This is a genomic window from Mycobacterium kyogaense, assembly GCF_036946525.1.
In the GTDB taxonomy this organism is placed as follows: Bacteria; Actinomycetota; Actinomycetes; order Mycobacteriales; family Mycobacteriaceae; genus Mycobacterium; species Mycobacterium kyogaense_A.
Map to the genome: position 1 here is coordinate 311,375 of NZ_JAQIIY010000006.1, position 18,078 is coordinate 329,452.

At 67.1% G+C, this 18,078-nt stretch carries 14 protein-coding genes and 1 tRNA gene; 8 read left to right on the forward strand and 7 right to left on the reverse strand.

Features of this window, described 5'->3' with window-relative positions; genetic code table 11:
• Positions 1 to 19 precede the first annotated feature (19 nt).
• A complete protein-coding gene (locus PGN37_RS03630) occupies positions 20 to 604 on the forward strand; it encodes a DUF4232 domain-containing protein (protein ID WP_335329650.1) in 585 nt (194 codons plus the stop codon).
• Here PGN37_RS03630 and PGN37_RS03635 read toward each other — a convergent pair.
• A complete protein-coding gene (locus PGN37_RS03635; protein WP_335329651.1) occupies positions 551 to 2,254 on the reverse strand; it encodes a DUF7159 family protein in 1,704 nt (567 codons plus the stop codon). The genes PGN37_RS03630 and PGN37_RS03635 overlap by 54 nt on opposite strands.
• 193 nt (positions 2,255 to 2,447) lie before the next feature.
• Positions 2,448 to 3,020, reverse strand: coding sequence for a dCTP deaminase (gene dcd, locus PGN37_RS03640; protein ID WP_335329652.1), 573 nt, complete (start codon positions 3,018 to 3,020; stop codon positions 2,448 to 2,450).
• Between the two features lie 451 nt (positions 3,021 to 3,471).
• On the opposite strand from dcd, the gene PGN37_RS03645 reads away from it, so the two are divergent.
• From PGN37_RS03645 to PGN37_RS03655, 3 genes are all read left to right on the forward strand, one after another.
• Entirely contained in the window at positions 3,472 to 6,927 is a 3,456-nt protein-coding gene (locus PGN37_RS03645) for a tandem-95 repeat protein (protein WP_335329653.1), read from the forward strand.
• An 85-nt stretch (positions 6,928 to 7,012) separates the two neighbouring features.
• A tRNA-Gly gene (locus PGN37_RS03650) sits at positions 7,013 to 7,083 on the forward strand.
• A 516-nt stretch (positions 7,084 to 7,599) separates the two neighbouring features.
• Positions 7,600 to 8,085 carry a lipocalin family protein gene (locus PGN37_RS03655; protein WP_335329654.1) on the forward strand — a complete coding sequence of 162 codons (486 nt, stop codon included), beginning with the start codon at positions 7,600 to 7,602 and terminating at the stop codon, positions 8,083 to 8,085.
• On the opposite strand, the gene PGN37_RS03660 is transcribed toward PGN37_RS03655, so the two are convergent.
• Positions 8,082 to 9,650, reverse strand: a complete 1,569-nt coding sequence (locus tag PGN37_RS03660) for an alpha/beta hydrolase (RefSeq protein WP_335329655.1) — start codon at positions 9,648 to 9,650, stop codon at positions 8,082 to 8,084. The two genes, PGN37_RS03655 and PGN37_RS03660, sit on opposite strands and share 4 nt — an antisense overlap.
• A gap of 106 nt (positions 9,651 to 9,756) precedes the next feature.
• On the opposite strand from PGN37_RS03660, the gene PGN37_RS03665 reads away from it, so the two are divergent.
• Positions 9,757 to 10,440: a TetR/AcrR family transcriptional regulator gene (locus tag PGN37_RS03665; RefSeq protein ID WP_335329656.1), complete on the forward strand. Its 684-nt coding sequence runs from the start codon at positions 9,757 to 9,759 to the stop codon at positions 10,438 to 10,440.
• A gap of 5 nt (positions 10,441 to 10,445) precedes the next feature.
• Entirely contained in the window at positions 10,446 to 11,249 is an 804-nt protein-coding gene (locus PGN37_RS03670) for a maleylpyruvate isomerase N-terminal domain-containing protein (protein ID WP_335329657.1), read from the forward strand.
• A 10-nt stretch (positions 11,250 to 11,259) separates the two neighbouring features.
• Here the strand turns inward: PGN37_RS03670 and PGN37_RS03675 are convergent, their stop codons facing one another.
• From PGN37_RS03675 to PGN37_RS03685, 3 genes are all read right to left on the reverse strand, one after another.
• Positions 11,260 to 12,774 (reverse strand): GMC family oxidoreductase, encoded by a 1,515-nt coding sequence (locus PGN37_RS03675; RefSeq protein WP_335329658.1) that lies wholly within the window; start codon positions 12,772 to 12,774, stop codon positions 11,260 to 11,262.
• 100 nt (positions 12,775 to 12,874) lie between these two features.
• Positions 12,875 to 14,017: a hypothetical protein gene (locus tag PGN37_RS03680; protein ID WP_335329659.1), complete on the reverse strand. Its 1,143-nt coding sequence runs from the start codon at positions 14,015 to 14,017 to the stop codon at positions 12,875 to 12,877.
• A gap of 48 nt (positions 14,018 to 14,065) precedes the next feature.
• Positions 14,066 to 15,331 carry a diguanylate cyclase domain-containing protein gene (locus PGN37_RS03685; protein ID WP_335329660.1) on the reverse strand — a complete coding sequence of 422 codons (1,266 nt, stop codon included), beginning with the start codon at positions 15,329 to 15,331 and terminating at the stop codon, positions 14,066 to 14,068.
• A gap of 190 nt (positions 15,332 to 15,521) precedes the next feature.
• Here PGN37_RS03685 and PGN37_RS03690 point away from each other — a divergent pair, with 190 nt between their 5' ends.
• Together PGN37_RS03690 and PGN37_RS03695 are read left to right on the forward strand one after the other, a co-directional pair.
• Complete coding sequence (locus tag PGN37_RS03690) at positions 15,522 to 15,998, forward strand: chitin-binding protein (RefSeq protein ID WP_335329661.1); 477 nt, start codon at positions 15,522 to 15,524, stop codon at positions 15,996 to 15,998.
• Positions 15,999 to 16,129: 131 nt separating this feature from the next.
• Positions 16,130 to 16,558: a hypothetical protein gene (locus PGN37_RS03695; RefSeq protein WP_335329662.1), complete on the forward strand. Its 429-nt coding sequence runs from the start codon at positions 16,130 to 16,132 to the stop codon at positions 16,556 to 16,558.
• A 4-nt stretch (positions 16,559 to 16,562) separates the two neighbouring features.
• Here PGN37_RS03695 and PGN37_RS03700 read toward each other — a convergent pair whose 3' ends face one another.
• The gene (locus PGN37_RS03700; protein WP_335329663.1) at positions 16,563 to 18,077 is read right to left on the reverse strand and encodes a PTS transporter subunit EIIC; all 1,515 of its coding nucleotides are present in this window, start codon (positions 18,075 to 18,077) and stop codon (positions 16,563 to 16,565) included.
• Between the last annotated feature and the right edge of the window lies 1 nt (position 18,078).

Below are 18,078 nucleotides of genomic sequence, written 5' to 3' on the forward strand. Positions count from 1 at the left end.
CGTGGCCTGTACTGATCCCATGAGGACAACACCCCTGCTCATCTCAGGTACCGCGGCGGCGGTTCTGCTCGCCGGCTGCGGTTCCGACCACCCCGAGGCACCGTCGACGACGGTCACCGTGACCGCTGCGCCATCCACGACCCAGGCGCCGCCGGCGGCTACGACATCCATGACCACGACGGCCGCGCCGACCCCATCGGAAACCACGCCTTCCGTCCCGGTTGCCTGCGGCAACGACGATCTCACCGTCGCCGCGGGACCCGTGGCCGAGGCCGACACGCTGCGCCGGGTGGATGTGACGTTCACCAACAGCTCGGCCACGGTGTGTGTTCTCGTGGGCTATCCGGGCGCCGACCTGGTGACGGCGGCCGGCGGAGTGCTGGTGCACGTCGCTCGCCGGCCCCAGAACTCCGCACCGCATCTGGAACTGCAGCCGGGCGAGAAGGCCACCGCCGACGTGCAGTCCTCGGCGATCGACACCTCCACGGGCAATGGATGTGGACGCACCGGAACGCTCGTCGTCACAGCACCCAACACGACGGCGTCACACCTACTCGAGGTGAACCTGCCGATCTGTGACGCGACAATCAGCTCGGTGGGTTAGCCGCGGCCGCCCCCCGCCGGGCGCGCAGAAGATGAGGAAGCACTTCTCCCCGCCGGAGGACCCACTGCCCGAACCGCCGCCCCGCGACGACGATCCCGAATCGCCCGGGCCACCGAAGCCGGCGGAACCACCCGAACCGCCGTAGCCCCCCGAGCCGCCGTAGCCACCCGAGCCGCCGTAACTGCCGGAACCGCTGGGGTAATCGTCACCGCCGCGACCGCTGCCGGAGTTCGATCCCGGCCACTGCGGCGTCTGCGGCACCGACGGCACCTGCGGCTGCGTCACCGGCGGCGTCCACGGTGGGGTCTCCGGCTCTTCGGGCTCCGGCGCCTCCGGCTGGCTCGGCCACGTCCACGCTGGCTTCGGCGGCGAGAACACCGGCCACTGCCGCTGCGGCACCACGATGATCGGCCGAGGCACCACGACGGGCGCAGGCACGGGCGCCACCACGGGCGGCGGCGCCACCGGGGCCGGCGCGGGTGCCGGGGCCGCGGGTGCGGGCGCTGCGGGAGCCGGCGCAGGTGCCTGCTCGACGTAGACGGTGCGCGGCGACTGCTGCGGCGTCTGCTGAACAGCAACGGGCACCGGAGGCTTGATGGTCTCTGCCGACGGTGGCGGATCGGCCGGCACCTGGGCGGCCTGCTCGACCGGCGCGGGTGCGGGAGCCTGGCTGCTCGGCACGATCGCCGCCTGCGCGGGGCTCGGGCGAGAGTCGACGGTAGGACGAATGCTGACGGCCAGCGAGATGACCAGGGCGACGACACCGACGACGAACACCGAGGTCAACGCACTACCCACGAGAAGGAAGGGCTTGCGACCCTCTTCGGCCTCGCGCATCTCGGTCTGGGCGAACTCGTCGACCACCTCGGCGCCGGCAGGCGCGAGCTGGGTGTCCGCGCCGGCGAGCCCGGCGTACACCGAGCCGGCGGTGTCGCCGTCGGGGTCCTGCGAGTAGGCCAGCCCGACGGTGGTCGCCTCGAAGGCGGGCGCGGCGGCGGACGCCAGTGCCGCACCGCGGGCCAGGGCGAGATCCGCGTCGTCGGGCGCGCTGACAGGAAGAGCGACGAGGTGCTCGAGGTGAGACTTCACGGAGCTGACGTCGACGCCGGACCCCACGACGAACATGCCCTGCGGCGGGGCGTCCTGCGCCGCCACGGCGTGTGCCATCTCGGTGAGCACGGCCATGGCGTCGGTGCTGTGCAGAGAACGGCTGAGGACTTTGACCACCGAGCCGTCGTCGGTGCGGACCACCGACAGCGTCGCGGTGTCCCGGTCGACGAAGAGCAGCGCCGTGGTGTCGTATCCGACCGCCCGCCCGACCGCCTGCGCCAGGGACGCGGCGGCATGGCTCTCGGCGACGAGCATGACGTCGTCGATGCCGTGCGCGGTGAGCGCGTCGCGCAGCGCCGAGGCCTCGGTGTGGTCACTCCAGGTGACGCCGATCGTTTTGAGGTGATGCCCGCCGGATTCCGCGCTCTCCTTGGTGCCCTGGATAGCGGCGACGACGTGTTCGGCGACGTTTGCCGAAGCGTCGGCCGACTCGACGTCGAAGACGTCGTGGTCAACGGTGACGCCGTCTGCCTTTTCGCCTTCCACCAGCACCATGCGGACCGTCTTAGGTGTCATCGACACACCGAGAACGATGTCCACTCGACCCCTCCAAATGTTTGCTGCAGCCTGGTCGCTGTACGGGCTCACCTGCACGGCGAACACTGACAACTAGTACTTCATCGGCGCGAACAGCCACCGTGTTACACACGTCGCGGTTAGCTGAACGACGGTGATTCGCAGCCGGCACGCCAGTTGTTATGACATTACTCGCCGCGCGAGGATTCCCGCCGGATCAGTTCGACCGGAGGAAGTTCTGGTACGACCGCGACGGCGTGGGGCCGCGCTGCCCCTGGTACTTGGAGCCGACCTTGTCACTGCCGTAGGGGTGCTCGGCCGGGCTGGTGAGCCGCAGCAGGCAGAGCTGGCCGATCTTCATGCCGGGCCACAGCGTGATCGGCAGATTCGCGACGTTCGACAACTCGAGCGTGATGTGGCCGGAGAATCCCGGATCGATGAAGCCTGCGGTGGAGTGCGTGAGCAGGCCGAGGCGCCCCAATGAGGACTTGCCTTCGAGACGGCCCGCGAGGTCATCGGGCAACGTGCAGCGCTCGAGTGTGGCGCCCAGGACGAACTCGCCGGGGTGCAGGACGAACGGCTCCCCCTCTTTGGGCTCGACGAGGGTGGTGAGGTCGTCCTGCCTCACTGCCGGGTCGATGTGCGTGTACCGGGTGTTGTTGAAGACGCGGAACAGGCTGTCGAGGCGGACATCGACGCTGGACGGCTGGATCAGACTGTCGTCGAACGGGTCGACGCCGAGCCGTCCGGCGTCGATCTCGGCCCGAATGTCGCGGTCGGAAAGCAGCACGGGACGAGCGTAACGGCGGGAATCGGTCCGGGGGCGGGCGGCGGGGCCGCAGCAGAGAACGGCATCGCGCCGCGGCCGTTCCCGCGAATTCACAGCAAATATTACGTCTATACCAATATTTGTTGCAGATTCACTTACGTGAGCGTCAGCGCGTGTTAGCTTGCTCCTCGTCATCAGTTTTGCTATCGGGGATGGCCGCAGGACGCGGCGACTGGTGTCTCTCTTCTATCCCACGTCTCGTCGCAGTGCGCTGCTGCCCGGGTGGCCACCGTGCCGGAACGTTCCACCGTTGTGCCTCAAATACCAACTCCGGGCCGGAAATTGGGGGATTTCAGTCATGGACGTTCGATCTGCTGATCGCCACACGAGGACAACGCCGGCCGCGCTCGCCCACGGCACGCACATCGGTAGGGTTGGCGCATTAGCTGTTGCAATGGGAGTTGGGTTTGCGATGGCCAGCGCCGCCACCGGCGTCGCCTGGGCTGACAGCGACTCCGCATCCGACAGTTCGTCGTCGGGCAGCCAGTCGGTTTCGCGGCCGGATGCCTCACCATCCGGCTCGTCGACGTCCAAGCGCGGCAAGCGCGGCTCCGCCAAGAGTGACAGCGACACAGACGATGCGCCGCCCCAGGTGAAGGCCCCGGACACCGCGGACGGTAGCTCCGCCGAGAGCGCGAAGACTGATGACGCAGAGGCTGACGACGCGTCGCCGCGGACCCAACGACGCAACAAGCTCCAGAAGCCATCCGCGCCCTCACGGACGACCAGAACGGACGACGAGGGCGACGTCGAGGTCCGCGGGACCGAGGCCCCTGCCGTCGCAGCCCCCACCGCGGACGTCACGCAGGCAGAGAGCGCCCCGAGGGCTCCCCTCCGCACACCCGTGGCGACACGGACCCTCATCGCGACGTCGGTGGTGACATCGGCGGTGACAACGCCACACGTCGTGGCCGAGACGGAGGTCGTCGAGCTCGACGAACCCGCAGCGCCGGCGCCCGACTCCCCCGCAGGCACCGGACTGTGGACGATGCTGAGTGCAGCCGGCCGGGAGTCGCGGCGGACCCTGTTCAACCGCCGGCCCGTGCTGGACAACCAGCAGGTAGACGTCACTCTCGACGAGTACGACGACGTCAGCGCCCCGATCGCGTTCGGCGGCACCGATGCAGACGGCGACCCGCTGACCTATCGGGTGGCGCGCGGCAAGTGGTTCGGGCCCCGGCATGGCACCGTCACCGTCGACCCGACGACCGGAACGTTCACCTATGACGCGGACAACGAGTTCGCGCTGACCGGCGGTCGCGATCGCTTCCTGGTCCGGGTGTCCGACTACAACAGCGACGATGTCCATCTCCACGGCCTGTTCGGCGGGCACAGCGACTGGGCGATCATCAAGGTGGTCGTCGCACCGACCGACAGGGCACCTGTGGCCGGCAACGACAGCGTCTCTGTCGACGAAGACGGCCTTGTCATCGTCAACCCGGCCGACCTGCTGGCCAACGACAGCGACCCCGACGGTGACGACCTGTCCATCGACGGCTACTCCCAGCCTGAACACGGCGACCTCTGGATCAACCGCGACGGCACCATCAGCTACACCCCCGACGACGACTTCACCGGCACCGACACCTTCACCTACACCGTCACCGATGGCACGAAGACGACCTCCGCCACCGTCACCGTCACCGTGAACCCCGTCAACGACGCACCCGTCGCCACCGACGACGCCGTGTCCGTCGACGAGGACGGCCTGCTCATCGTCAACCCGGCAGACCTGCTGGCCAACGACACCGACGTCGACCGTGACAACCTCAGCATCGACGGCTACACCCAGCCCGAGCACGGTGACCTGTGGATCAACCGCGACGGCACCATCAGCTACAACCCGGACGACGACTACACCGGCACCGACACATTCACCTACACCGTCACCGACGGCACCGAAAGCGCCACGGCGACAGTGACTGTCACAGTCAACGCCGTCAACGACGCACCTGTCGCGACCGACGACGCCGTGTCCGTCGACGAGGACGGCCTACTGATCGTCAACCCTGCCGACCTGCTGGCCAACGACACCGACGTCGACGGTGACGAACTGTCCGTCGAGGGCTACACCCAGCCCGAACACGGTGATGTGTGGATCAACCGCGACGGCACCATCAGCTACAACCCCGATGCGGACTTCTTCGGCACCGACACCTTCACCTACACCGTCACCGACGGCACCGAAAGCGTCACCGCGACAGTCACTGTCACCGTCAACGCCGTCAACGACGAACCCGTCGCGAACAACGACGCGGTGGAAGCCACGGAAGACGCATCCGTCACCTTCCCGCAGGACGTCCTGTTAGGCAACGACACCGACGCCGACGGCGACACACTCACGGTGGTCATCGGAACCGCACCCGCCAACGGCACTCTCGTCCAAAACGCCAACGGCACATACACCTACACGCCCAACGCGAACTTCAACGGCACCGACTCCTTCACCTACACGGTGTCCGACGGCACCACGACCAGCGCGCTGGCCACGGTGACGATCACCGTCGCCGCGGTCAACGACACACCTGCGGCTACCAACGACACACTGGAGGCCACCGAGGACACCCCGCTGACGTTCACACCCGGAGCGTTGCTCGGCAACGACACCGATGCCGACGGCGACACGTTGACAGTGGTCATCGGTACGGCGCCGGCCAACGGCACCCTCGTCCAAAATGCCAACGGCACATACACGTACACACCCAACGCCAACTTCAACGGCACCGACACGTTCACCTACACGGTGTCCGACGGCACCACGACCAGCGCGCTGGCCACGGTGACCATCAACGTCGCCGCCGTCGACGACGGGCCGGTGGCCACCGACGACACCTTGGAGGCCACCGAAGACACCACGCTGACGTTCTTCCCGGGATCGTTGCTGGGCAACGATGTCAACACCTCGGGCGGCGGGACGTTGAGTGTCGATGCGTTCAGCCAGCCGGCCCACGGCACGCTCGTCCTCAACGCGGACGGCACCTTCACCTACACGCCGAACGCCAACTTCTTCGGCGTCGACTCGTTCGTCTACACGGCGACGGATGGAACGTTCTCGAGCGAGCCGGCGACGGTGACGGTGAACGTCGCCAATGTCGACGACGCGCCCGTGATCACGGGCGTGAACACCAGCAGTGCCGACCCGACGTCAGGAGCGGTGCTGGGCTCAGTGACCGCGACAGACCCTGACGGTGGGAGCATCACCTACAGCGCTCCGCTCAACACGCCGTACGGCACGGTGACGATCGATCCGAACACGGGCGCGTTCGTCTACACACCGACGGACGACGCGCGAGCGGCGGTCAGCGGCGGGACGACCGGCGGGACGATCAACCTCACCGACCCGTCGCAGGTCACCCAGGGCACGTTCAGCAGTATCCCGGGCGGACTCACGCAGGTCGCGCAACTCACCCAACGGGGCGCCACACGGAACTACGTCGCGACGTTCTTCACCGCGACCGCCACGCAGACGTACACGCTGGGGCAGGCGCAGGCGCCGGTGGACACGGTGATGATCGTGTACCGCGGAACGTTCGACCCCAATTCACCGGAGACGAACGCCGCGGTCCTCAACGACGACAGCCGCGTACACGCCGTCGCCGTGACCGGCTGCGGCGGCAGTGCAAGCCTCTGCCCGGAGGTGAGCCTGGATCTGGTTGCCGGAGAGCAGGTCTCGATCGTCGTAACCACCTACTTTTACGACGAGCCATTGGGGCTCCCTCAAAGCTTCTACTCGACGGGGCCGGGACGCTTCAGCACTACACCGCCGGAGGACACGTTCGTGGTCACCGCCACCGATTCGAGCGGCGCGACGACCACGGTTTCGGTGCAGGCGCCGATCACACCGCTGCCGGTGAGCGTCGCCCTCTGATCTGACGTGACGACCTCGCCTGGTGTGCGCTCGAGTGCACACCAGGCGTGGTTTCGCGCGTGTTAGCCTTGCCCTTCGAAACACGGCCGATGTAGTTCAATGGCAGAACATCAGCTTCCCAAGCTGAATACGCGGGTTCGATTCCCGTCATCGGCTCTCTCACGACACATGGCCCGACCCAATTCTGACGACCCCGTCACAACCGTTTGTCGCGGCGGACGGGCGGTTACAGCCCTGACCATGATCACGCACCGCCGCTGGCAGCTGTCCCTCGTCACCTGCGCCGCGGGTGCGAGTATGGCCCTCGGTCTCGGAGCAGGGACCGCCACCGCCGACACCGGCGGCACGGATTCCGCCCACAGCGCGAGCCAGTCCAGCGAGCGCGCGTCCACGGCGAAAGACCGTCGCGACGCGCGGCGTGCCGAAAGAGTCGCCAGGCAGACCGAACGCGCGGCTGATCGGGCTGAACGACGAGCCGAGCGCGTCGCGGCCCGAACGCCGGCCGACGACTCTGTGAGAGAGTCAAAGCCGTTGCGGCAAAACACTTCCCGCCCGACATCCGCCGACGATTCCGCACCGCCGGAACCCGCGAACGGCCCGATCGCTAATGCACTCGCCGCGCTCAGTGCCGCCGCGACCCGGCCGACCGCGGTGAGGACACCACCTGAGACCGTGCCGTCGGTCGATGTCGACCAGTACCTCGGCACCTGGTACGAGGTGGGCAGCGTGAAGCAGTTCTTCTCGGTCGGCCTGGTCAACACCACAGCCGAGTACAGCCTCAACGCCGACGGGACCATCAAGGTCGTCAACTCCGGCAACTACTTTTTCAACAAGGGACCGAAGTCGACGATCAACGGCACGGCCTCACCGGTGGACGACACCAACGCCAAACTGAACGTCACCTTTTTCGGACCGCCCTCGGACAAGGCCCCCGGCAATTACTGGATCGTCGATTTGGGTGACGACTACGAGTATGCGATCGTCACCGATCCCACCGGTCGAAGTGGTTTCATCCTCAGCCGCGACCCCGTCGTCACCCCCGAGGAGTACCAGGCACTGAAGGCCCAGGCCAAAGCCAGCGGCGTTCGCGGCTTCATCACCCAGACGCGCCAGCCCGGTGCGCGGCAGGCCACCGAGACGGCGTCAACTCTGATTTAGAGCGACGCCGGTGCACCGACCGGCACCTCGTGGCCCGGCAGTGGCTCGTAGACGAACCAGTTGCGGCCGCCGAAGTCGAGGATCGCGGTCAGCACCGCCTCGAGCACCGGGTTCCACACGGGCCGTGCCGGATATCCCAGGGGTAGGACCACGGCGTTGGCGGTGCCGGCAGACGTCGGGATCGGAATCTCCTGTCCGGGCTGGCCGTAGATGCCTTGCGAGGTCGTCACAGAGAACAGGTCGTTCACCCAACCGGCCATCAGAATTTCAGCCGCCGCGATGTTCTGGGGCTTCGAGAAGCCCGCGGTGAGGTACTCGGCGAATTGAATGATCTTGTTGCCGCCCAGCATGTAATCGATGTGCCGACCGCCGACGAGGTGAACCCCGTTGAAGTCGTCAGGCCGTGCGAGCTGGAGTTTGTCGGCCATGTCCCCGTTCCGGCTCCAGAAGTAGCGGTCCGACGAGATCAGATAGATGGGTCGGTAGTCGGTTCCGCGCAGCTTCGACAGTGCATTGTTGACGAACGGTGAGCCGGCGGGTTCGACACCGTCGAGCATCACGATGCCCTGCAGGTCGTCGATCGCGCCGTTGTCGGCGAGGAAGCCGGCAACGCTGGTCACCAGCGTGCCGCCCGCCGAGTGTCCGACGAGGACGAACTTCTGCGGCAGGGTGAACTCGTATCCTGCTGCTGCAGAGGCACTTTCAGTGAGTGCGCGACGATCGCCGACGAACAGGTCGGCGACGGCGCGTTGGACGGTCGAGCCGCCCACCCACTCTGCCGACGGGGAGAAGAAGTTCGACGACAGAGACGGCGCCACGACGATGCTGTCGGTGCGCTCGGCCAGACGCGCGATGGTGTAGCTGTAGATCGGCCCGCTGGCGAGGAATCCGTGCTGGAAGTAGATCAGCCGCGAGGAGTCGTCGGCGTCTTCCGGGAAGTACCAGTCGGCCTGCACGGACCGCCCCATGCCGATGGGCAGCGTCAGGCTCGACGTCCGCACGGTGACCGTGCTGTTCGGCGGGAGGACGGGCGGCCCGTCGGCGAGGTGGATCAGACCGACGAGGCTGTTGAGCACCAGCGATCCCACGACGTTGAGCAGGCGGGTGCGCCGAGGCGGGCTCGGCAGCGGCCCGTCGTCGTCGACCTGGGCCCGCGCAACCGACGGCGCAACTCTTTCCACCGGCGGCGTCATCTCGCGCAGCACCAACCGATCCGCATCCGCACGATTCCTCCAGCGGCGCACCGGTGCGTCCTCGCGCGGCGATCCCTGCCGCGTCGAGCGGACCGCGCGTCGCGCATCGGGAACCACAGGATCCTGGGCGTCGGCCGCCCGTTGCCGAGGGCGCCATTGTGGCCGGCGTTGATCTGCGTCAGACCGTTCCGCGCGACGGGTCCGTGGCAGCGATCCGGCCCGGGGTCCTGAGTCGCTCGCAGAGCTGACCGTCGCCTGCCCGCCGTGTGCGTCCGGCTCGGCCGCCGCGACACCGATGCCCAGGAACAGGGCGGCTGACATCGGTGCGGCCAGAACACCGAGCGTCACCGCAGCCGTCGTACGTCGATCCACGTCCGCACTCCTTAAATAGACACAAGGCAGTATACGTATATTTATAGGGCTACGACCTCGGCAAGGCAAGGCGGTCGGGCATACTGGTCGCTCGAAGGACGCCACGATGAGCACACCCCCCGACGCCGCCGCTGCGGCACCTCCGCGCCGAGCCCGTGGGCGTCCTGTCGGCGGGGGCAATTCCGCTGATCAGGCCCGCACCGTGTTGATGGATGCCGCGGAGCGGTCGATCCTGGCGCGCGGGTTCCAGGCCTCGACCATGGAGCTCATCGCACGCGAGGCCGGGTACTCGCGCGCCGCGATGTACCGCCATTTCCCAAATCGCCAACGGCTGCTCGAGGAGCTGGTGGCCCGCAAGACGCGAGGGCATCAGCAGGAGATCGTGGCCCGCCTTCCCGAGGGTGCGGGCCTGGCCGACATGCTGGTCGAGAGTCTGGTCATCGTGGCGACCGAGCTCGTCGAAGATCCCCTGCTGCAGACGTTGTCGGAGCACACCGAGGACGGCACCATCGCGCAGCTGATCGCCCACGACCGCTCACTCGCGGAGCTGATCGCCGCGTTCGTCAATTCGCTCGACGTCGATCGCGACGGACTGCGCGACGGCTTGCGACCCGAGGATCTCGCGCAATTCCTTGTCACCACTGCGATCACGTTGCTCATGGGCGTCATCCCGAATTCCACCGATCCGCCGACGACGCGCCGCTACCTGCGAACATTCGTGCTGCCCGCGCTCCTGAGCGACCCGCCGGCACCCGCCCCGGTCTTCACCTCGGCGCCTGAGCCAGAATGACGAGAATGAGCAGGCCACATCTGACGACGGCGCGACTCGACCGCGCCGCAGCGCTGAGAGCCGAACGCACCGCCTTGCTGGAGGTGTGTGAACACCTCTTTGAATCGCAGTGGCTCACCGACAGCAAGGCTCAGGGCTGGACTGTGCGCGATGTCGTCGCGCACATGGGGTCCGGCTGTCACGGTATCTTCACCCCGTCGGCACTGAAGCTGTTGCGCAGCAACGATATCGAGGCGACGAACGATGACTTCGTAGCGGAGCGCCGGTCCTGGCCCACCGCAGATGTCCTGAACGAGTACCGAACCTGGAGCTCCCGGGTGGTGACGCTGACGGCGGCGATCTCCCGCACGCCGTTCTCCCGCACACCCATGCCGCTGGCCGAACTCGGTAGCTTTCCCGCGGCTCTCGTTCTCGGTGGAGCAATGGCTTTCGATCACCACACCCACCTGCGCCATGACATCCTCCCGGCGCTCGACCTGCCCGATCCGGGCACAGATGCCAATCGGATGGGCGTCGTCGTCGAATGGATGCTGGCGGTGCTCCACAACCAGCTGACGTCAGCGCGACCGTCGTGGCTGACGCGCCCTGTCACAGTGGAGCTGCGCGGCGACGGCGGCGGAGCGTGGACGATCAGCCGCGACGGAGTGCGCATCGCAGATTCCCACGGCACAGACACCCGAATCATGGCCGACGTCAGAGCATTTCCCGAGTGGGCGACACAGCGCTGTGCGTGGCGCGACCGCGCGGTCGACGTCTCGGGCGACGAGAGCTACGCAGCCACAGTGCTGGACCACGTCAACATCGTCTGAGACCTCTCGTTCACCTCTGCAGCATCAACTCCGCTGCGCGGTGGGCGATCATCATCGTCGGCGCGTTCGTGTTCCCCGCGGTGATGGTCGGCATGACCGACGCATCGACGACACGCAAACCGTCGACACCGTGCACCCGCAGCTGCGGGTCCACGACCGAGCCCTCGTCGATACCCATGCGACAGGTGCCTACAGCGTGGTAGATGCTGCTCTCCGTCTCGGCCAGCCACGCGACGTCGTCGGTGGCAGAGTCTTCCAGGCGTGCCCCTACCAGGCCGCGCATCGCTGGTTGCGCCTCGATGATGTCGCGGGTCATCGCCGCGCCCTCCATCAGCTGTGCGACATCGGATTGTCGTGACAGTCGCGACAATTCGACGAGCGGTTCGCCGTCCCTCACGCTGACACGGCCGCGCGCTTCCGGATGCAGCAACACCGTGTACACGGTGAATGCGTCACGACGCTTCACGGCGGCCCGACCGCGGACCGGGTCGAGGACGTAACGCACGGGGCTGATCGCCACCTGGAACTGGTCGGTGAACAGCTGCGCCTCGAACGGCGTCGTCGTCATCGGCCCGGTGCCGTGCCGCGCCAGGGAAACCAGCCCGCGCGTGGCGTCCACCGGCCCCAGGGTGTTCAACGTGGGGACCCGCGAATCCCAATGTTGAGTCACCACAAGGTGATCCTGCAAGTTCTCGCCGACGCCGGGCAGATCCACCACCGCACCACCCGGCCCGATCCCGGAGTTCAGCAACAGCGCCGGCGTCCCTATCGCACCCGCACTCAGGATGACTGCTTCGCGGGCTCGTATCGTCCATCGGCCGCAGTCCACCCCGACCGCTCGACCTGATTCCACCACGATCCGGCTGGCCCTGGTCCGCGTCATCACGCGGGGACGCTGTTCCTTGGGCAACTCCCGCAGATACCCCCGCGCGGACGAGTACCGAAGGCCGCGCCACTGATTGACCTGGCAACGGGCGACGCCGATCTGGCTGCGGCCGTTCTGGTCGGGATTGTTCGCGTGCCCAGCCTCGTGCGCCGCGGTGATGAACGCGGAATCGAGCTCGTGGTCGTGCCCGCACCAGGACACTCTGATCGGACCCGAGGCGCCACGGAAGTCGTCGGAACCGCCCACCCATTGCTCGAGGGATCGGAAGTGCGGCAACACATCCGCGTAGGACCATCCGGTCGCACCCGACGACGCCCAGGAGTCGAAGTCCGTTGCGCGGCCGCGGTTGAACACCATGGCGTTGATCGATCCGCTACCGCCCACGACGCGCCCCGCGGCGAACGCCGTGCGGCGCCCTCCCTTGCTCGAGTCGGGCGCGGTCGGATACTTCCAGTTCGCGGTCGCGAAGAGCGACACGATGCCGAACGGCAGATAGACGTCGGGGCGTCGGTCGGTTCCCCCCGCTTCGACGACCACGACGGTCGCGCCCGCGGACGCCAATCGGGAGGCGATGATCGAGCCTGCCGACCCGGCGCCGACGACGACGTAATCGGCAACGGTCAGATCCTCGCGACTCACGGCCCTGCGCCCCTTCCACCGAGGCACACCCCGTGCGGACCCGGCAGACTTCACCCTAGAGCATTTTTGAATTCATATTCAATAAGCCGGTCGCTGGGGCTCAGTCGTGCGACACACTCGCCGGGTAGTTGTAGCGGTAGCGGCTGCGCGCGACCATCGTCAGCTTCAGGTCGTCGATCAGCGGTTCGAGGAAGGTCTGCCGGTACTCCGAGTCGCTCACCACGCGCGCCGAGATGTACATGAACGTCAGCGCAGCCAAGAACACCGTCATGTTCAGCAAGGACTGCGGCACGGGAACGACCATGCCGAAGATCTCCGCGTCGGGCCGGCCACCGTGGGCCCACCGATCGAGCAGTTCCGGGCTGAGCACCACCAGCCCGATGACGAAGAACACGCCCGAGGACACCAGCGACACCGTCAAGATCTGCGCGATCTGGCTGGCCGCGAGGATGAACACCTCGTTCCATCGTTCACCCCGGGTCAGGGGGTCGGCCTGCGGCGGATCGGCCATCCTCTCGAACGGCGTTCCGGCCAACCTCTCCTTGTGCCGCGCAGACGCACTCGCCGACTCGAGCGTCGGCCGCGCCCGCTCGATCGTGCGCGATACGACGAACGTCACCGCGATCGACACTAAGATCGCCACCAGAAGCCCGAGCCGCTTCGGGGTGATCGTGGCCGACATGATCCACACATAGGTGTTGAAGAAGACGAGCACGATCAGCAGGACCACCGGCAGCAGACCGATCATCAGTGCGCCGACAGCGCGCAGCTGCGCCCACGTCAGCCGAGACGCCCAGCCGAGCACAGAGCCCACCCCGGTCACCGTCAACGCCAGGATCGCGATGATGACACCGCAGGTCAGGAAAACCGACAGCACGTCACGCTGGAGGATGTCGCAGACGATGGCCACGGCGGACGCCACGGCCGAGACGATCGACTGGGGCCGGTCTGCATTCAGACGGGCGGTCCGCCAGCCCGCGATCGCCGCCACGGGGACCGCGAGTGCGAGCACCACGAGCGCCACTCGCTCGACAGTGGTCAGATCGATCGCATCGATGGAGACGTAGGAATCGCCGGTGAGCCAGTAGATCACCAGCCTGCTGACTGCGAGCACCGCGAAGGCCATCAGCGCGGGTGCCGAGCGTGGCCACACCGCAGTGAACCGTCCGCGCGGAGTCAGTACAGACGGCAGGCCTCGATCGAGAAACCAGCGATCCGCAGCACGGGTGTCGATGCCGGTCACGTCATCATCATCGCCGGTGCGCAGCAGTGAGCCGAGGGCCGGTCGGGCTCACAGCTCCTCGGGCAGGGTCCTGCGCCGCGCCTTGTGCCGATACATGTCGATGTCGGCTTCACGGATCAGCTCGCCGATGTCGCAGGGCGGGTTACGGGTCCATCCCACCGATGCCGTCACGCTCACCTCGCCGCGGTCGAGGTGATGACTTCCGCTCAACGCGGCTCCCACCCGCGACGCCAACTGCGAGACGAGCTCGTCGGTGACGGAATCGGTGACCAGGACGACGAACTCGTCTCCGCCGAGCCGGTACGCCGAGTGGGGTGCAACGGCCTCGGCCAGTCGACGGGCTGCGGTCTGCAAGACCGCGTCGCCGGCCGCGTGTCCGTGCATGTCGTTGATGCGTTTGAACCCGTCCAGGTCGGCGAAGACGATCCCCACGGGCGCCGACGGTTCAGCGTCGCGACGCTCGGCGATCTCGGCTACCAACGAATGCCTGTTGTGCAAGCCGGTGAGTTGATCCGTCACGGCCAACCGCGCGAATTCGGCGTCGGCCGATTTGCGGTCCGTGACGTCCTGGTACTGACCCAGCACGACATCGGCACCACCGTGCGCGGCAGGCACCAGCACGGCGTGGCATTCGATCCAGATGGTGGCGCCGTCGCGGCGACGATAGCGGGACTCGGCGAAAATCCTTGGTACCGAACGCTCGACGAGCTGACGCCACTGCTCTTCGGCGGTCGCCCGATCATCGGGATGCACCCCGTCGAGATAGTGCGCGCCTTCTGCCTCATCGCGCGAAACGCGCAACATCTGACACAGCGAAGGGTTGATATACAGCGCGTGCCCGGCCGTGGTGAACATCGCCTCGCCGAAAGGTGCGTTCTCCCTGCTGATGTGGAGCAGTCGTTGCGCCTCGTCTCGGGCTCGTTCGGCCTCGACCCGCTTGGTGACGTCGGCGACCTCGACGTAGAGGCCGTGCACCTGCCCGTCGACGATCTCGGGCAGGTACGACGCTTGCACATGACGGGTGACACCGTGCCCGTCGGTGAGAGTCTTCTCGAAGACCTGATCGTGGCCGCTCATCGCCGCCTCGACATACGGTCGGCTGGTCTCACCCAGCTCGCCAACCAGCAATTCGAAGATATGGCGGCCGCGGATCTCGGTGGGGGTCTTCGCGAAGAACTGCGCGTGCGCGTTGTTGGCGATCACATTGCACAGGTTGGCGTCCCAGTAGGCCACCATGGACGGCAGTCGATCGATCAGCTGCCTCAGCTGGAAGGCATCCTCATGCCCAACGTCATGCCCCACCTGGTCTGACATCGACCGCCCCTTCCCGCGCACCCGAATCCGCGATGAAGCGGCGACTCCCTCCGCCGAAGCCTTCCACATGCCCACGACTTACTCGCGCGTCACCAGCGGCAGCCAGTGCCCAGCGTCTGCGCAGCCCGTCTCCAAGGTCGATACCTACCCTCGCGGAGGCGTCGGGGAATCTCGATACAAGGAGCACTGGATGAAGGCGAAATCATTCGTCACATGCGCTGCAGTGACTGCCGGGATCGGCGCTGCTGTCCTCGGCCTGGGTGCCGCGCCGGCGATGGCGCAGCCGGGCGGACCCGGACCCGGCCCAGGCTGGCATGAGCCACCTCCCCCGCCGCCGCCGGGCGGGCCGGGCGGACCCGGCTGGCCGGGGCCCCCGGGTGGGCCACCCCCGCCGCCACCACCCCCGAACTGGGGTCCCCCACCGCCTCCGGACTGGGGTCCGCCGGAGGGTCCAGGGTGGCGCGGTCACCGACCGCCATGGGGTGACGGCCCGGCACCGTGGGGCTGGGGTCCGCCTCCGCCGCCACCACCGCACGGCCCACTTCCCCCGCCGTGGGGACCTCCGCCGCCGCCCTTCGACTACTGGGGGCACCGCGTGACTCCGATCTTCGACCCGGGCTTCCACGCGTGGGGATTCTGGTTCTTCGGGCTCTGGATTCCGCTCTGATCACCAGCGGTACCGGATCGCCGCTCACGGTGATCCGGTACCGCATCAGATCTCGGTTCGGCGACACAACGGATACAACCGATTCCGCCTACCGCTTCGCGCCCTGACCAGGCCGTACATTGCGAGTCACTATGGCAAGGGTTTTCTGCACACTTCTCCGGCCGATGGCCGCCGTCGCCGCACCGGCAGTGGTCGCCGTGGCCCTCGCCGGCTCCGCCTCCGCCGATCCCGCGCTGCTCAACGGCACCTACGGCTCCACCGATGGTGACCCGTACAACGTCTGGACCATCGCCACCAGCTGCAGCCCCGCCGGCTGCACCGGCACCGTGTCCAGCAACCAGGGGTGGACGGCGCCGACCACTTTCACCAACGGCCGCTGGGACTTCACGGTCTCCAAACCGGGCGGCCTCACCTGCGACGACGGCCACTACGAACCGGCCGTGGTGTCGATGTCGATCGACCCCGTGACCCTCGGCGGCATGGTGTCGTCGGACTCGAACTACGGCTGCGCCGGCGGCATCGTCACCCAGAGCCCGTTCCAACTGCAGAAGGTCGGCTGACCAACTACAAGGCCTCGCGGATGTCGTTCTTCAGCGCTTCGGACTGAGTGCCGAACACCGCCTGCACGTTGTTGCCCACCTCGATGACGCCGGCGGCGCCGAGCGCTTTGAGACGGCCCTGGTCCACCTTCGACTTGTCGGCGACCTCCATGCGCAGCCGGGTGATGCACGCGTCGACGTTCACCAGGTTCTCGCGACCGCCGAACGCGGCGATCAGCTCCTCGGTCTTGGTCTTCGCGGTGGTCTGGGCCGGCGCGGCCACCGCCGTCGTCGTCGCTCCGTCCGCGCCGGCTTCCAGGTTCGCCTGCTCCTCGGCCTCGAACTCGGCATCCGGCTCACGTCCCGTGGTGCGCATGTTGAACTTCACGATCGCGAACCGGAACAGCAGGTAGTAGACGACAAAGAACACCACGCCCATCCCGATCAGCAGCGGGATGTTCTTCGCAGCCGGTGCCGTGCCGTAGAGCAGCAGGTCGATCAGGCCGGCCGAGAACGAGAACCCCAGATGGATATCGAGCAGGTACGCGATCGCCAGCGACAGACCGGTCAGGACGGCGTGGATGACGTAGAGCGGGAACGCGACGAACATGAACGCGAACTCCAGCGGTTCGGTCACGCCGGTGAGGAAGGCGGTCAGGGCGGCTGCCGACAGGATGCCGACCGCCACCTTTCGCTGCTTCTTGTTCGCGACGTGGATCATCGCCAACGCCGCAGCGGGCAGACCGAACATCAGAATCGGGTAGAAGCCTGACGTGAGGATGCCCGCGGTCGGATCTCCGGCAGCGAATCGAGTGAGCTCGCCGGTGACGTTCTCCCCGCCCGGGGTCTGGTAGTCGCCGTAGAGGAACCAGATGTAGGAGTTCGGAATGTGGTGCAGTCCCAACGGGATCAGCATGCGGTTGGCGAAACCGTAGACGAACGCACCGATTGCTCCGGAACCGCCGATGAACTCGCCGAGGCCGGTCAACCCCGCGTCGAAGATCGGGTAGAAGTAGCTCATCGCGAACGCGAGGAACAGACACGCCAGCGAGACGACGATCGGGACGAAGCGTCTGCCGCCGAAGAAGCCGAGATACGAGGGCAATTCGATCGTGTGGTAGCGGTCGAACAACCAGGCCGTGAGCAACCCGACGACGATGCCGGCGAACACGCTGTAGTTGATCAGCGCCTGCTCGCCGGATTTGTCGACCTCGCCGGCCAGCACGATCGGCGACATCGTCTTGAACACCGCCTGCACCACCAGGTACCCGACGACTGCCGAGAGCGCGGTCGAACCGTCAGCCTTCTTCGCGAACCCGATGGCGACACCGACCGCGAACAGCAGCGGCAGATTCGTGAACAACGCGTCACCAGCCGCGCTCATCGCCTTGAAGAAGGCCCCGATGACAGGGGTCTCGATCCGGCCCAGCAGATCCGGCTGCCCGAGGCGCAGCAGGATCCCGGCAGCGGGCAGTACCGCGATCGGCAGCATGAGGCTCTTGCCCAGACGCTGCAACTGGGCGAATCCGGGTATCCGCATA

Coding starts and splice junctions, on each gene's coding strand:
- PGN37_RS03630 (WP_335329650.1), top strand. CDS start 20: ATGAGGACAACACCCCTGCTCATCTCAGGTACCGCGGCGGCGGTTCTG.
- PGN37_RS03645 (WP_335329653.1), top strand. CDS start 3,472: ATGGCCAGCGCCGCCACCGGCGTCGCCTGGGCTGACAGCGACTCCGCA.
- PGN37_RS03665 (WP_335329656.1), top strand. CDS start 9,757: ATGAGCACACCCCCCGACGCCGCCGCTGCGGCACCTCCGCGCCGAGCC.
- PGN37_RS03670 (WP_335329657.1), top strand. CDS start 10,446: ATGAGCAGGCCACATCTGACGACGGCGCGACTCGACCGCGCCGCAGCG.
- PGN37_RS03685 (WP_335329660.1), bottom strand. CDS start 15,331: ATGTCAGACCAGGTGGGGCATGACGTTGGGCATGAGGATGCCTTCCAG.
- PGN37_RS03690 (WP_335329661.1), top strand. CDS start 15,522: ATGAAGGCGAAATCATTCGTCACATGCGCTGCAGTGACTGCCGGGATC.
- PGN37_RS03695 (WP_335329662.1), top strand. CDS start 16,130: ATGGCAAGGGTTTTCTGCACACTTCTCCGGCCGATGGCCGCCGTCGCC.
- PGN37_RS03700 (WP_335329663.1), bottom strand. CDS start 18,077: ATGCGGATACCCGGATTCGCCCAGTTGCAGCGTCTGGGCAAGAGCCTC.